Origin of the sequence: Vibrio cidicii, assembly GCF_009665415.1 — a bacterium.
GTDB lineage: Bacteria > Pseudomonadota > Gammaproteobacteria > Enterobacterales > Vibrionaceae > Vibrio > Vibrio cidicii.
The window spans coordinates 2,731,933-2,748,132 of the sequence record NZ_CP035921.1; the positions used below are offsets into that span (position 1 = coordinate 2,731,933).

At 43.8% G+C, this 16,200-nt stretch carries 12 protein-coding genes; 7 read left to right on the forward strand and 5 right to left on the reverse strand.

Features of this window, described 5'->3' with window-relative positions:
* Positions 1-102 precede the first annotated feature (102 nt).
* The 7 genes from EWA64_RS13645 (at position 103) to EWA64_RS13675 (ending at position 8,153) form a co-directional block, all read left to right on the forward strand.
* Positions 103-1,959 carry a hypothetical protein gene (locus EWA64_RS13645; protein WP_223848416.1) on the forward strand — a complete coding sequence of 619 codons (1,857 nt, stop codon included), beginning with the start codon at positions 103-105 and terminating at the stop codon, positions 1,957-1,959.
* Positions 1,960-1,974: 15 nt separating this feature from the next.
* A complete protein-coding gene (locus EWA64_RS13650; protein ID WP_061894704.1) occupies positions 1,975-2,202 on the forward strand; it encodes a hypothetical protein in 228 nt (75 codons plus the stop codon).
* 84 nt (positions 2,203-2,286) lie between these two features.
* Positions 2,287-3,498 (forward strand): TniQ family protein, encoded by a 1,212-nt coding sequence (locus EWA64_RS13655; RefSeq protein WP_017420290.1) that lies wholly within the window; start codon positions 2,287-2,289, stop codon positions 3,496-3,498.
* Between the two features lie 2 nt (positions 3,499-3,500).
* Positions 3,501-5,588, forward strand: coding sequence for a type I-F CRISPR-associated protein Csy2 (locus EWA64_RS13660; protein WP_061894706.1), 2,088 nt, complete (start codon positions 3,501-3,503; stop codon positions 5,586-5,588).
* Positions 5,589-5,594: 6 nt separating this feature from the next.
* A complete protein-coding gene (gene csy3 / locus EWA64_RS13665; RefSeq protein ID WP_061894707.1) occupies positions 5,595-6,626 on the forward strand; it encodes a type I-F CRISPR-associated protein Csy3 in 1,032 nt (343 codons plus the stop codon).
* Between the two features lie 11 nt (positions 6,627-6,637).
* On the forward strand, positions 6,638-7,243 hold the full coding sequence (cas6f, locus tag EWA64_RS13670) for a type I-F CRISPR-associated endoribonuclease Cas6/Csy4 (RefSeq protein WP_061894708.1): 606 nt from the start codon (positions 6,638-6,640) through the stop codon (positions 7,241-7,243).
* A 361-nt stretch (positions 7,244-7,604) separates the two neighbouring features.
* Positions 7,605-8,153, forward strand: a complete 549-nt coding sequence (locus EWA64_RS13675) for a hypothetical protein (protein ID WP_241517810.1) — start codon at positions 7,605-7,607, stop codon at positions 8,151-8,153.
* Positions 8,154-8,521: 368 nt separating this feature from the next.
* Here EWA64_RS13675 and EWA64_RS13680 read toward each other — a convergent pair whose 3' ends face one another.
* Genes EWA64_RS13680 through EWA64_RS13700 form a run of 5 tightly spaced genes read right to left on the reverse strand, consistent with a single transcriptional unit; the run spans position 8,522 to position 16,185 of the window.
* On the reverse strand, positions 8,522-8,938 hold the full coding sequence (locus EWA64_RS13680; RefSeq protein WP_061894709.1) for an SMI1/KNR4 family protein: 417 nt from the start codon (positions 8,936-8,938) through the stop codon (positions 8,522-8,524).
* 17 nt (positions 8,939-8,955) lie between these two features.
* Positions 8,956-9,627, reverse strand: a complete 672-nt coding sequence (locus EWA64_RS13685) for an HNH endonuclease (RefSeq protein ID WP_061894710.1) — start codon at positions 9,625-9,627, stop codon at positions 8,956-8,958.
* Entirely contained in the window at positions 9,627-12,881 is a 3,255-nt protein-coding gene (locus tag EWA64_RS13690; RefSeq protein ID WP_082796670.1) for an ATP-binding protein, read from the reverse strand. Before EWA64_RS13690 ends, EWA64_RS13685 begins: the two co-directional genes overlap by 1 nt.
* Positions 12,882-12,889: 8 nt before the next feature.
* The gene (locus EWA64_RS13695; protein ID WP_025623355.1) at positions 12,890-13,846 is read right to left on the reverse strand and encodes a hypothetical protein; all 957 of its coding nucleotides are present in this window, start codon (positions 13,844-13,846) and stop codon (positions 12,890-12,892) included.
* A gap of 50 nt (positions 13,847-13,896) precedes the next feature.
* Complete coding sequence (locus tag EWA64_RS13700) at positions 13,897-16,185, reverse strand: dynamin family protein (RefSeq protein ID WP_061894712.1); 2,289 nt, start codon at positions 16,183-16,185, stop codon at positions 13,897-13,899.
* Between the last annotated feature and the right edge of the window lie 15 nt (positions 16,186-16,200).

The following is a 16,200-nucleotide window of genomic DNA, read 5'->3' on the forward strand; positions in this document are numbered from 1 at the left end:
CCCTTTTTACTAGTATTAATTGATTAATAGCAATGTGCAATCTAATGCTTATTGATAGAGTGCTCTGATTTTAATGCTTTTTCTTCGAGGTTATTCGCTTCCATGAGTTCGTTACCAACACCATCTCGTTCAAAAAACCAGTTTATTTATGATTTTTCTGTTTATGAATATTCAAGCAAATCAGATGCCGAGCGCATGGTTGAGAAGATTCGCACAGTATTAGATGATGCTAGAACTAATGAACAGTTCAAAGAAATCCAATTGGAGTTGCTTTGGAGAGATTTGAAGCGTTCTAATAAATCGAAAACTGTTTCAACTAAACTCGTTAGTGAACAGAAAAAAACAAAGAAAGAGAAGAATCGTGAACGTAAAGAACGCTCACAGAGTATAGTTAAAAAAGCGCCGAAGATTGTCCCTACAAGCGTCGTTAAATCGCCTGATGTATCTCCCTCCCCCCAAAGAGTACACAAAATGGCTTTAAAGCCAGCTTCTAAAAAACAAGTGACTCCATGGCCTACATGGGCTCAGGTTAAGGCGAATAAAGTTGTAGCTGTGCCAAAAGAGACAGTCCCTGTAGAGACAGCCATACATGAACCAGAACTTGAAGCTGTTGTGTTAACTAATGTCTTAATTCAATCAACGGTTCAAAATCCTAAATTAGATGTAGAGGTTAAAGTACCGTCTAGTTTCGAAATATCAGAAAAGACTAAAGTAGAACCAGTAGTGTCATCTGCGGCGACTCCTAAGCTAGAAACGTTCCGATGGCCTTCGACCGTCGCTTATGAAGCAGATGAGAGCATGCCTGAATCTAACTGGCCTAAAGTAGGTATGTTATCTGCGGTAGGTTATTGCGTTGGAATTAATGGCTTGGGGCTTAAACAGAGGCAAGAGCTATTGAGTAACGTTTATTCAAAACGTTTACCGTTTGTCGATAGCCGCAAGTATGTCGCCGAGTGGGGTGCCCCCAAAAGCTCAGAAAGGCTGAAGAAATTAGCAGAGGCAATAGCTGCTTTTGTTCGAAATGCGAAGAGAAAGAAGAATAATATGTCTGTTGCCATTCGTGAATGGGAACAAGATTTAGCATGGCTGAAAGAGAAATACTATCTCCAACACAAATTTGTATGGGTTTGGCCTAAATCAGCGCTACCGAATGAAGAGATCGAAAAACTTCAGATAACAGAGGCGTTTGAAAATGAAAAAGTATATGCATCTTCACGAGAGTTTTTGGTCGAGCAGTATATAAATGATGCCAATGAACTCTGCTGTCAGATCTGCCAATCAGCTTTACCGTTTAAATTAGGTACTGGAGAGTATTATTTCGAAGAAATTTCGGTTCATAGCCACGCTAAGAAAAGTAGTTTTTCCGACCTGCTGTTTTGTCCAAACCATCGTGCGATGTATCAACATGCAAATGATAAAGAAGTTCAATTGTTAGAAGCTCTCGGTTCATCCTTTCAAAAAGATTTGAAAATCACGCTAGCTAATAAAAAACATAAAATTTTTGTTACTGAGAAACATCAAGTCGAACTAAGAAAGCTTCGCTCTGAACTCAGTGATATAACGTTTGAATTTGTAGATAAGTCGTTGTTAGGCGTTAGTAAAGTTCACCTTTACGAACTGGGTGGTAAGTGGATTTTGTCATCGAAGGCAGATGTAAAGCTGAGCGAGTTTTCATCTAGTCAGGAAGCAAAAGAGTGGCTAAAACGATTTGATGCATTTCGAAAGCGTGAGTCACCAACTCAAATTAAAGAGATAAGACCACAATCTAGAATGAAGAGAAAAACGGGAGCTGGCAAGGTTATTCACACATCGAAAAGTCCTATTTTAGGATTAGGGTCTATTAAGAAATCAGTAACTCAAAGCTCTTACAAAACGGGCTTTACCACTTGCAGTAATTGCCGTGGTGATGGTGGTATCAATGGCGGTTGCTGGAAATGTGGTGGCTCAGGATGGATGTAGTAGGAGTTAGTTTTGATGTTTAAAAGCGGTACAACAAAAACAACCGAAGTTGGTTTCATTAATCGTAATAATCAGAAAAACCATGGCACTAGAGGTGTTGCTGATAATGACCATTGCCAAGTATCGTATAAGCTAGAATGTCTTGAAATTGGCTGTGGTGCAGTTTATGGTTCAAATGGTACCGACGTATTTCAACGAAAGTGCCCTAAATGCCAAGGTGGTAAACCTGGAATTGATTTCTAGTCACAATTTGGCTTCATAGAATTTGAATTATTGGGATTAACGGCAATACTAAAACTTAGAAATTCTAAGTTTTAGTGGTCGCATGTGAAAACGGACATTCAACATTACTCTGACGAATCGCTCGAAAGCTTCTTGTTGCGTTTATCGCAAGAGCAAGGTTACGAGCGATTTTCTCATTTCGCCGAAGACATTTGGTTCGACACTATGGAGCAGCATGAGGCGATTGCTGGTGCTTTCCCCTTAGAGCTCAACCGAATCAATATTTATCACGCCCAAACCACAAGCCAAATGCGGGTGCGAGTGCTTATCCATCTTGAGAACCAATTAAAACTCAATAACTTTGGAACACTTCGCCTTGCGTTGTCACATTCAAAAGCTCAATTTTCTCCCGAATACAAAGCCGTTCATCGGTTGGGTTCTGATTATCCTTTCGTTTTTCTTGGTAAACGCTTCACACCTATTTGTCCCTTATGCATTAGTGAGGCTCCATACATTCGCCAGCAGTGGCAATTTATCTCTCACCAAGCCTGTGAACATCATGGCTGTAAACTGGTTCATCATTGCCCCGAGTGCCAATCGAGACTGGAATACCAAACCACCGAGAGTATTAGCCAATGCGAATGCGGTTTTGAACTCCGCAACTCACCGGTAGCAGATGCGCCAGTGGCTGCGCTACTGGTTGCAAGATGGTTGTCAGGAAATGACTCAAGACCTTTGGGATTACTGAAGGCAGAAATGACGCTCTCTGAGCGCTATGGTTTTTTACTATGGTACGTTAATCGTTACGGTGATATTGAGAATATCAGTTTTGAATCATTTGTTGAGTATTGCTCTTGTTGGCCAAGAGTGCTGAGGGAAGAACTTGATGAGTTGGTAAACAAAGCCGATCTCATTCGAATCAAAGATTGGAAAAAGACGTTTTTCAATGAAGTTTTTGGCGCTTTGCTTAAAGATTGTCGCCAGTTACCAAGTAGGCAGTTAGAGCGTAATAGCGTGCTCACGCAAGTGTTAGCCTACTTTACAAAGTTAATGGCAACACTAACTTCAAGCAGCAAAGGGAATGTAGGCGATGTGCTGTTGAGCCCCTTAGAAGTGTCTACATTGCTTTCTTGCACAACGGATGAGGTGTATCGGTTGTATGAGTTTGGTGAGATTAAAGCAGCGATTAGGCCGCGGATGCATACCAAAATTGCCAGTCATGAATCGGCGTTCACCCTAAGAAGTGTCATCGAAACAAAGCTGACTCGCATGTGCTCTGAAAATGACGGTTTAAGCGTGTATCTACCTGAGTGGTAATTATGACGAAATTAAGTGATCTACTAGCAATTGAAGACGAAGCAATAAAACAAACGGCTCTAAAAAAGATGTTCATGCCCTATACAGAAGACGTTTGTGTTGATGGGTATGAACAAGAAACGTTGACGATTTTGCTTAATCTCAGTTCAAGCCATCAAGCGGATAGATGCTTGGATTGGTTGGATGTAGCCCGAGCTCAAAGGTATTTAAAAGATTCTGAAAACTTAGATGCCTCTCTTGCTGAAATCCAGTGGTTCCACACACATAACCTAAAGTTTCCAGACTGTCGTGTTAAGGACCAACGGATAATTGCGCGACCTCTTTCTACAGCCGAGGAGTTTATTTCAAGTGCAGTATTGGCTCAGCGATTGGGGTGGGCTCATAACTCTGCTGTCTATCGTCACACATTGTGGTTACTGAATCCTTTTAAATGGCAATCACAGCCAGTGTGTGTTCTTTCGCTTATTCAGCAGAAAAATCCAGTTTGGCTTGATCTGCTTACAGAATTTGGCTTGGATGTGAAGTCACTTGCTCGCTTACAACGTGCAATTGAAGAACAGCTTCCTGAGAATAGTTTTCCCGACAGTGTTAGTACTTACAGTAAGCAATTACGGTTTCCATGGGGTGATGATTATGTTTCGATCACCCCCGTTGTGAGTCATGCTCTTCAGTGCAAACTAGAAATAAGAGCGCGAAGTCCAGAAAACAAGTTCAGTTTTGTCTCTTCGTCACTGCCTAACTCTGCCAGTATTGGGAACCTGTGTGGCAGTTTGGGTGGGCATATGAGAGTCCTAAATTACCCGCTAGGCGTTAAACAGACCAAGGGTGGGACGTTAACGGAAAACCGTCAAAAGAGTGGTCATTACTTTGATGACTATCAGGTAACTAACGCCAAAATTTGTCAGGTACTAAATCGCCTAATTGGGTCTGAGCCAGCCAAAACACAGCGGCAAAGAGAAAGAGCTCGTCAGGTTAGGAGTAAGATTTTACGAAAGCAGATAGCCTTATGGATGCTTCCACTCATTGAGTTAAGAGATATCGCTGAATCTGAACCCATTCAGCAGCAACTAGAGCATGACGACACCTTAGTTCAAGCCTTTTTGTCGTTACCAGAATCGGAGCTTGGCTCTTTGGCTGGTGAGTTTAACCGACGCTTACATCTCGCGTTTCAAAATAATATCTATTCTGCCAAGTTTGCTTATCATCCCAAACTGATGCAGGTAGCTAAAGCACAAGTGACATGGGTGCTTGAGCAACTTAGTAAGCCAATTAACAATCAAGATACGCATACGGGGGAGCAATATATCTACCTGTCGTCAATGAGAGTGCAAGATGCGGCAGCGATGAGTAACCCTTGTTTGTGTGGTGTGCCGTCTTTGACGGCCATTTGGGGATTCATGCACGATTATCAAAGGCAATTTAATCAATTGGTTAACAATGATTCCCCAGTTGAGTTTTTGAGTTTCGCTTTTTATGTTCGAAACGAGAATATTCAATCAACAGCGAAGCTGACAGAACCAAACTCAGTCGCCAAAGCTAGAACGGTTTCTAATGCGAAACGACCAACCATTCGCAGTGAACGATTGTCGGACCTAGAAATAGACTTAGTTATCAGAGTTCATAGTGAAAGCCGAATTTCAGATTTTAGATCGGCGCTTAAAACGGCGCTTCCCGTTGCTTTCGCCGGAGGGGCATTATACCAACCACAGCTATCGACGCAGATTGAGTGGCTTAGAACATTTACAGGCAGGAGTGAACTTTTCCATGTTTTAAAAGGATTACCTGCATACGGGCGATGGTTATACCCAAGTGAAAAGCAACCTACTAATTTTGATGAGTTAGAGCGGTTGCTCACTCAAGACGATGATAACTTGCCCGTTTCTCTTGGTTACCATTTATTAGAGCATCCAACTAAGCGGGGTGACGCAATCACAGGTTGTCATGCTTATGCGGAGAATGCGATAGGGCTAGCTAAGCGAATAAACCCGATAGAGGTCCGTTTTAGTGGACGAGATCACTTTTTAAACCACGCCTTTTGGTCGATAGAATGCAGTAGCGAAACTATTCTTATAAAAAACTATAGGGATTAATCGCTTATGGAACTTTGCACTCAGTTGAGCTATGTCCGATCACTATCTGCTGGCAAAGCTTATTTCTACTATCTATCCGAAAGTGGTGAGATGTGTCCCCTTAATGTAGATAAAACCCGATTGCGCGCACCAAAAGGGAGTTATTCAGAAGCATACAAGGGGAACAAGTTCATAGACAAGAATGTTGCCCCCCAAGACTTGGCCTATTCGAACCCTCAGTTCATCGAAGAGTGCTATGTAAAGCCCGGCGTTGATGAAATCTATTGCGCATTTTCACTTCGAATTCGAGCCAATTCGTTAACACCGAATATCTGTAGTGATGATGAAGTGCGCAGTAAACTGTCTATGTTTGCTAAGATTTATAAAGAGCTCAACGGATACAAAGAGTTAGCTAATCGTTATGCGAAGAACATCTTGCTTGGTACTTGGTTATGGCGAAATCGTGAGTGCAGAAATATCACTATTGAAGTGACGACCAGTGAATTGGATAGCTTTGTTGTCGAACATGCTCAGAAACTCTCTTGGTATGGTCATTGGGATGGTAATTCAACAGAATGCTTAGAAAGGCTTACAGCCTATCTGGAGCGAGCACTGTCTGACCCAACCGAATACTTCTACATGGACATCAAGGCAAAACTGCGGGTTGGCTGGGGAGATGAGGTTTACCCAAGCCAAGAGTTTTTGGATAGTCGAGAAGATGGAATCCCTACTAAGCAGCTAGCCACAGTAGAGCTTTTGAGCGGAAAAGAAACCGTTGCGTTTCACGGACAAAAAGTTGGTGCGGCGTTACAATCGATTGACGATTGGTGGCATGAAGAGGCTGATAAGCCTTTAAGAGTGAATGAATATGGTGCTGACCGAGAGTACGTTATCGCAAGGCGACACGTAACCCATGGAAATGACTTTTACCAATTAGTCAGAAATACAGAGAATTGGACTGAGGCAATGACAGCTTCTCAGACCATCCCAAATGACGTGCACTTTATTATGTCTGTTTTGATCAAGGGCGGATTGTTTAATTGCGCCAAGGCCAATTAAGAGGTTCTATCATGTCTCAACGGTACTACTTCTTGATACGCTACACGAATGCTAATGCCGACTATGGCTTGGTAGCAGGGCGTTGTATCTCACAAATGCACTTGTTTATGGTCAATAATCGACAAGCGATGAATAGGATTGGAGTGATCTTCCCTGATTGGAATGAATCTACGGTTGGTCAAACCATAGCCTTTGTTGCTGAAGATAAAGAGATGATGATTGGACTCTCTTTTCAGCCCTATTTCTCTTTGATGGTGAAAGAAGGTTTATTCGAACTATCGAGTATCTGTGAGGTACCGGATAACTTGGGGGAAGTAAGGTTTGTTCGCAACCAAACGATTAACAAGAGCTTTTTAGGCTCGAAGAAACGGCGAATTAAACGTAGCATGGTAAGAGCCGAGCTTTCTGGGGCTGAACAACGATTACCAGTAACGAACGAAGACCGTGTCATCGATAGTTTTCATCGAATACCAATCTCCAGCGGTTCATCTGGGGAAGATTATATGTTGTTTGTACAAAAGGAGTTTGTTAGTGAGCGCGTTGCAGCAAACTTCAATAGCTATGGTTTAGCAACCAATCAAGAAAGAAAAGGCACGGTACCTGAGTTACGTTTTTAACCTTTTTTCTAAAGCTCTTTTTAGAGATGTAAAAACAAGGGCTTACAGAAGTAAGAAGAAAAAGAATATTTTGGTGGATTGTGATTTTAAGCACTCAAAATCAGAAGGTTAGAAGCTATATTCTACAGTGTCCTGCCGTGTAGGCAGCTAAGAAATCAAATATCCGCGCAGCACAGTCGCGTGAGATGTGTCCTGCCGTGTAGGCAGCTAAGAAAATATCAGCAATAGCTAGCATACTCACTGTGTCGTGTCCTGCCGCATAGGCAGCCAATAATTACAGCCGACGGAGGTTGTGATCAAAACAGATGTGACCTGCCGCATAGGCAGCCAAGAATAGGTCAGGAAGAAAGCAACCTACCTGTTGAACAAGCAGTTAATAATCAAAACCATCAAGTTTTCTCTTGGTGGTTTTTTGTTTAAAAGGCTCCCCATGTATTTAAAAAGACTTGAAGCTATTGATGTTAATTTCAAGCACTATGAGGTAGGACTCGAACGATATGTTAGGTGTACTTGGGGCCTGAACATGTATAGGCATCATGTGTTTCGTGCAAACCTGCCAGACACATTTGTGTTGGAGATCAACCGAATCAATGAATCTATGGGTATTGCGGTAGAATCCATTGATTTGAAAGAGTATAGAGACAATTTTAGGTCGTCAAAAAAGCTGAACAAGTCTATTAAAGAAAATGAATATCCTCGTTGGATTTGGTTTTACGGTGTTGAAGCGTTAAAGGACACGAACTTTGCAGGTTGGTTACGTAGTCGGCTAACAGTTCGATCAACAGAGAACTTACGAGTTATCTTTGTTGTTGAGTCTAGTGACGATTATCGAGATGTTTTTTGTGATTACAGGGTGCCTTTCTATCAATCTACAACATTACTACGAACGGATATTGACGACTTAAATTAGGATTGTCGATGATTCAGGTAGTTTGGGTTAGAACATAATTCTGATGCTCAGGGCTCTTGGGTAAAACTACTATCCGTATGCACATGTACACATGTTCAAAAAAATTTTGTATAAAATGAATCACACACAAATTCTCACGTAAAAAAGCGTTATATGAACACCACGCTTGGTAACTATCAGTTCAAAGCATCTTGCTTAGTTTTGGTCAGACTTTTGCTTTTTTAGCGCAACCTTGGCCGACTAGGACCTTTATTTCTTTAGTAAAACTACACCTAACAAACTTAAAACAAGAAACCTAATTCTAGTCTAGCGCTACTAAGTTTGTATTCAAAAAAACAAGCTTTAAGTCTATTAGGTGCGTTTGTTCTTTAGTTTCTATCGTTTGGACTCACGATTTTTAGCAAGAAATCAGAAAACGTATTGTCGATCAGCTCTGTTTCTCCTGTCTCAAAATCCAGAAAGACGACCGTATCATTTTGCTTGTCAAAGCAAATGTAGTTGCCAAAGTTATCTATCGCAAAAGCAGCCAGTTTTGCAGATATCTCAGAGACACCTTTGTTTAACTTAATGATGTTTTCTACATCAGTGGGGTTGAATGACAAAAAGGACTTTATCGTTCTTTCTTGCGATGTACTGGTACTAAATACACTGACAGGAGGTCGACTGCCATTGTATTTCTTAACAAAGTCGATATAGGAATCGACAAAGTTGTAGCTCAATTTTTCTTGAGCGGCAGGAATTAGCCCTTCCGCTGCCAAAGGTTTTATGTAACGCCATTCTTTCATTTTTAAAATCCTCTATATCAACGGTTTTCTTTTCCGCCGCCCCAAATGGCTTTGCCACCAGTATGTCGGTTATTTTGATGATCTTCCGTGCTAATTAGTTGCATTTCGCCATACTCTTCACTGTGATGCCAAGTATAGCCATCGGGAGTTTCACCATTTTCAATTTGTTCTAACTGTTCATCGCTGAATTGCTTTGCAAACTCGGGATCGTTTTCCACTTTTTCTTTGAGTACTTCATTCGCATATTCTGCTTGCGCAGTGTCTTTTGCCTTGATCAACTCTTCCGGCAGTTGTACATCAATTGCACTATTGAATTGCGGGAACACACCTTCAATTTCGACCCCATTTATTTCAACTGTTTTACGTTCATATATAACGCCATCTTCACCTGTTTGACCTTCTTTACTTTCATTTATTGTTTTTGTGTAAATTTTTCCATTTTCATCGATAGTTGCATTTTCAAGTAAACTCCCTGAACAACCGATCTTTTCTTTATAATAATCCTTCTCTTCTTGGGTCAAAGGTCTGGCCTCGCCTTCTCCACATTCAGGCTTTGCATCCATTTGTTTTAAGATAGGGCGGTCAAGTTCATTTAAGTCAATGCTATTTGTATCAATACTCTCTAACATTTTCGACAGTTCGGGCTGCAACTTACTTGCAATCTCTTTTATCGCTAATAAATCCATCATTATGCAGCCCTCGGTTTAGCAAACTGTTTCCACGCTGAGTAGAGTTTCATGTATATCTCCCCATTGGGGACTAATGATCTCAGTAAAGGCTGGATGATCATAATGACTTCCTCCTGAGACGCATTGTTGAACTTTTCCAATACCAGCATTTGGAGATGAGAATGTATTTGTTCTACGTTCTTTGCCTCACAAATTACGATCTCTAACTGGTGTTTACAGTCCAACAAATGAGGTACTAGAAATGCGAAGTCGCGGAAAAAAAGATCTGTCAAACCAGAGCGCAAATACTGTCTGAGTCGAACTTTCATTGCCGTTGGCAAGTTACTTCGACAGAGCTCTTCTGCCAATTGCTCTTCATTTGCTTCTGACGGCACTTGATTGTAGTCACTCAAAAGATGAGTGAGCAAATTAAAGCGAAACGCCATTTCATTCATTGCGTAGGGTGGTGCTGGTTTGTACTGGTAGGGGCTTTCTTGTCCAGAAAAACGACTTACTTTACATAATACAGCTTCGAGCCATTCGTTCTGATAAACCACCGCTACCCCTCGAGGCAAACGGGCCATTTCGTCAATTTGCTCTTCCGTTAGTGCCGCAGATTTCCCTGCCAACAAGCGGTCAGCTTCATCGGGCAAACGCATTAGTATTTTTGTATTGGTGTTTCGAATGGCCGAAATATGCACCGCTGACGGTGATTGATCCGCGATGATAAAGCCTTCGCCATATGTTCGCATTTCTGCGATGGCATTCGACAGCATTTCGACTGACTTCTCGGCAACGCTGCCGCCTTCTGCGCTCCCTGTTGATGGGTTTGCTCGCAATATATTGTGGGCTTCTTCCAAAACAGTAATGTGTTTAAGGGGCTGGTTCATCAGCATTTGCTCGGCACGATATTCACCAAGTCGAATGATTAACAGCCCCATCAACAGCGATTTGGTTTCTTGCGACCCGACTCGACTCAAATCAATGATGACGTTGCGGTCGAACAGGTCTGCATTGCTAATTTCATCAGCGGCAAAGATTTGACCGTTCAGTCCGTTAACCATTGACCGAACACGCGTAACTAATGCACCTGTATAGTTGCTCTTCATTTCGTCCGAGTATGCCGATTGGGCGATAACGGACTCTAGCTGCATAAGCAAATCGGCAAACGTCGGGAACAACGGTGAACTGAGTGTTGAGGTCGAGTCACGCAAATCCCAACCACAGGCCTCATAACTTCTAAGCACTGCATCTTTGAGAATGGCAGGCATTGCGGCATACATTGGCCAGCAGACGTTAAACACTTCAATCAAGCGATCCACATGCTCCAAGACATGAGTTTGTTCAGGGAAAGAAAACGGATTGATATTCAGTAGTTCTGTAAATCGGTCGTTTGTGCCCAAAACACGCACATCTTGGCGATTTCCGAAGACGTGCTTGTACTCTCCCTTTGCTGGCTCTATGACCAAGAAAGGAATGTTTTGCTGTATTGCTTGATCCAGTAGCGCGTAAACCGTATTGCTTTTGCCTGAACCTGTTGAGCCAGTGATCAGCGTGTGACTTGTCAGTTGGTCAAGGTCTAATTCAACAGATTGTTGCAAGTCGGTCCACAAGTGACGTACTTGGCCCAATGATATAGTTCGCGAGTTGGTGTTGGCGACATCAGCGTTCAGCGTTTGCACTTTCCGGCCAAATGCGGCGGTTTCCTGCACCACAACGGTAGACGTAGAACGGCGAGGAAGACTTAGCTGTAGCGCCATTTCCTTGCTCGATACCAAGGTTGCTGGAGTGAGGTAGGGGATGTGAGTATTCCCTACAAAACTCGGCTCAAGTCGAGGGTGCATGAGCTGCCCCAACCATTGCGTTATTGCATTGGCTTTTTTGCCTGTCCATGTGGTCAGAGCAAAATCTTCCATTGACGATTGAGTCCCGCGGGTCAGCCCCAAGAAAATGCTTGATAGGGCTTCACTGGAGGCGGCGCTGTCACTGACAAAGTAAGCGGTACTGAGCCAGCCACCGTGGCTTTTTGCCTCGTTGATACGATTTAGATGGTGGTCGACCTTCTCCAGCATATTCGAAATGCCTTTGTCCGCTGTCTCAAAACTCACTTGTTGTGTTGAGCCGTGGGTCTGAGTTAGGCCTTTGGTGTTGGTCGTGCTATGTGTGTCTGTTTCTGTTGTTGTGGTACTAGTTGCCGTCGACTGGTTAGTCGAATGACTGCTGCTTTCATTCGTTGAGATAGATTCGGAGGTGCCGACTGTGTCTGTTGTTTGGAACATGCTTGCCACTTGTCCTCCAACTTGTCCGCCAATCATGACCCCTAATGGCCCAGCGAAGATGCCTGCGGCCGATCCGAGTGCCATGGCTCCCATTCCAGTTATTTTATCCTTTTTGTTTGGGGAGGATTTACTTTCATTGGTGGTGTGAGAACGGGAAACCGATGTTGTTGTATTTTCACTGGTACCTGTTGTTTCGGTCAGCCCGAGGCTTTCGCCCAAAGAGTGACTCAGTCCTTCACTGATGCTGAGGTTGATAGCATCGCTGTCCTGAATGCCATAGCTGTATTGACGGTTTGACAGAGCGGAAAGCTGGGTCGCCACCTGCTCATAGCCCGTGCGAACAGTATTCAATGCTTGCATAGAAACGGGCTCGGCGAGAATCAGTCCCTCATATGTGCGGTTTTCTGCAGCATCAATAAAACGCTCTAGCCCTTGCATAAAGTGGGTCTGGTCTTCCGTAGAAAGCCCAGGCACGCTGCTGACCGCGGTGACTGTTTTGTAAGCGTTGCCCGCACTGAGTTCGTCCAACAAGGCGTCAACATCAATACCGTTAAGTGGGGAAAGCTTGCTGCCCGGGAAATGACCTTTGAAAGTCTCTTGCAATAAGTCTCCCGAGTTTTGGCCCAGCATTTTCCCTGGTTCACCACGTGTGCCAATGTAGAGCAGTGTCTCTTTCCCGTCAGATTTTAGAAAAAGGAACGCTGTGTATCCGGCCGCGCCCAATGCGGTGTATGCTGCGGTGGTGCTCTCTAGTACGGATTGCTTGTTTTCCTGAACTAAACGTTCCACACGGAAAATGCGTACATCGCCACCACGGTTAAGTGGCACGCTTTGTTGGTTTTCCACCGGCAACACATCGTAGTGTTTGAGTTCAGCAAGGTAGCTTTTGTTAACCAATGCATGCGCAGTCGAGAGCGTCGTTAGCGCCTCTTGTTGTGCGGGAAGCAACCCAGTCTGAGACGTAAGATTTTCCCTTTCAGTCGTAGATAAATTCATCGTCAGTCTCACTTAACAATAACAGCCAGAATGACTAAGGCGATAGCTGCCACCACACCACCAATCAGCAGCAAGGATTTTAGAACGTTGTTCTCAGGTTTAGACGCAGGGCGATGAGTGCTGCCCGTCGATGATTGCTCTCGATGCGGGATCGATGGCCTCGGTGCGTGTTGTGGCTGAGTGTTCGGTATTGTTGCAGGGCGAGCGTCATCTTGTGCGATCGTAAACACATGTTCACGCACTGCGATCATATGGCGAATACGTTCCAATGAGAAGTTGGATGTCGCATACACTTCTTGCATGCCGTAGTAGTGACTGTCCCATTTGGTTTTGTCTTGCTCAATAGCCTGTGCATAGGCGTTTTCTTCGAAGGCTACGAAGAGAGTAGGATGCTTGGACTGAGCCCACGCAATGGCCTGGCTCACCTTGGACGAGGATACATGGTTGTTATTCATTTCCATAAATAGCGAAATACGAACAGAAGATAGGTCACCACTGTTCACGCTATTGCTTAGTGAGCGGGATGGGGTAAAGCCTGTTAAATCGACAGATGAAAAATCAGCGCTCATTGTGTTTTCCTTTGTGCTTTTTGCTTCTTCGTGGCTTGATGTCGAACTGGAGACAGGACGGGAAAAACCTGCGATACCACGCTCTGTTAGGTGACTTTTTACCTGAATAAGGTGCTCTAATCGTTTTAAACAGAAATTTTCCTCTGCCATATGGAGTTGCAAGGCGAAATAGGTTCCCCCCTCACGTTCCCACTTATAACTGTCCTCACTAATTGGATCTGTGGTGCTATTGGTTCGGTATTCTTCGAAAAGCGCAAGTTTGTCATCTGGCAGTGCTGACAATATTTGGTGGAGTAACTCCGCTTTAAAATCTCTGCTTTTTATAAAGTCGATGATTTTCGCTTTAAATTCTGCAGCTGTTAGACTTGGTGCAACAAGTTCCGTAGATGCTGTCATGGTATCTGGCCTCTAAAACCCACTGATGTTCGCAGTGGGTTAGTAACGGATTAAAACTGTAAAATGGCTTCCAGCTCTTGTTTGATAACGCGAATCTCGTCGATATCAGTTTTTGCTTGAGCAATGGCGTTTTCCCGCTGAGCTTGGTTTTCAACTTTTTGCTCTAAATCGGCGAGAATGGCAGCAAACTTAACACTGAATTCGCCTTCCAAGAAGGCAAGGTAGTTGTCAATCAGCTTGTCCTTATCCTCTCTAATGCGTTTGATGGCGTCGTCTTTTAAGGATACAAATTGGGCACGAATTGGGATAACCCGCTCTTTCCAAAGCTCTTGAAGATCAACGTATTCTTCTTCACTGTACACAGCCACTTCGCGGGTACGCCCCCAAGAGAAAGGGTTGTACCACTTGGAATCTTTGACGGTTCTATAACCGCTTACCACTGACCTTTTGCTGATATCGCTTTGATTGAGTTCAATATCCAGCGAAATAGCAGAGATGGATTGCTTTAGAGCCTGAAAAGCGGGAAGCTCAAGTGTGCTGCTTTCAGGGAATAATGCAGCGACATGGTCTTGATACTCTTGGTGTAACTCTTTTTTAATGATCTCTTGCGAGCGTAAAAACGCCTGCTCGTATTCGTTTATTACGCGATTGAAAGAAAACTTAATCTCTTTTGACGCAACATCGACTTTGGATTCGGCCTCACGGATACTGACGTCACCGCTAAACGTGTCACCTAGCTCCCCAATACGCGCATAGATGTTTCTCTCCAGCTCGTTCAGAGAGTTGTGCACGTCCATTGGCAGGTCGCGGCCTTCTTGTTTGAGTTGCTCTTTGTAGGCCTGTGTATTGAAGCCCTGATCACGACGCGCCTTTAGGCAGAGAACTTCTGACTGAAGTATCGAAAGCGCTTGCTCATCAATCTCCAGTTGTTTGATTAACTCTGCTTCTTGCATTCCACGCTCGATAGCCGCAGTCATTGCCAAATGCGCGCGGTTTAGTCGCATTGGGTAGCTGTATTTATTGATGTATTCATCGATAACTGCTTCAACACCCGGTAAGCCACTGTTGAGCAGAGCGCGCCACATGGATTGGTCTTGCAAAGCTTCATCATGTTGCGCCTTTTCCTGCATCGCAGACATGACAGAGGTGCTGACCGACATATATTGTGGGAACGCCATGCTTGGCTCTTCTAGCAACAGGTCGGCAATGTTTGTTTTGTCGTTACGCTCTGCACGAGTTAATTCACCTTGCTTACGCAGCAGGTAGGCCATACGCGCGGAAACAGGGAAGAGGTTAGGATCGTGAATGCCGTTCTCTTCGAGGTAGCTTTTCACGCGATCTAGCGCTTCTTCAATGTTCTCACCGCGTTCGGGGTCGAACATGTCCATCTTGTTCACCACAAACAGGAAGCGGTCCTTACTTTGCTTACCGCCTTTACTCATTGTGTCAGCAACAAGTCTTAGCAACTGAGCATCGTCGTTAGTGCCCAATTGTGTCGCGTTCAACACATAGATAATGAGTGGGTTACGCTTTGAATCCTGAATAAATCCTAATGTAGTGCGCTGGTGTTCAGGATCTTGACTGTTATTCGGCCCCGGGGTGTCGGTCAGCACGAGACAGACATTGTTGTTTTCTTTGATCGCACGGATATTACCGTTCAATGTGATGGTTTTGGTTTCAACGTCAGCGTTCCACGCCTTCATTGTAGCCAAGTCAACGTTGTCATTGTGCTCAATGAGATTGCCATTGTTGTCGAAACGTTCGCCGTAAAATGCATCGCCTTGGGTTTTGTCGTCGAAAATGTGGGCAATGGTCGCGGTGGTTGCTTCATTCGCTGCAGGCAGCAAGTCCTGCCCCAGCATCGCGTTAATAAAGGTGGATTTGCCTGAAGACATGGTGGCGACCACATACGCGTCAAAATCATTGTTCAATGCGCCTTCGAAGTCTTGCTTGGCTTTTAAATCGCTATTTGCTAGGTAGTCGTCAAACTTTGGCGACTCTTCGCTGACACGTGTCATTAGAGCTTTGATTTTTTCCAGTCGCTCTTCAGCAGGCGCCACAGGATTGAACTTCAGTTCAACACACATGCCTTTTTGGATGGCATTGTTGGCAGCTTCTTTAATGTCATTGAAGTCCGATTCGACTCCTGTGAACTCAATAAAGAAGTCTTTGCTGCCATTAAAAAGCGCCTGTAAGTCATCAAAAATCTGCTCTACCCAAAGCTGCAATCTCTTGGAGCTGTATGCCGTGATGTTGGAACTTTCAGATGGCGCTTGGCCATTAATGAGAAACTCGGTTTCTACTAAGAAAGGGTTATGCGTTATAGCAATGTGATTCATAGTTAAGTCTCGTTT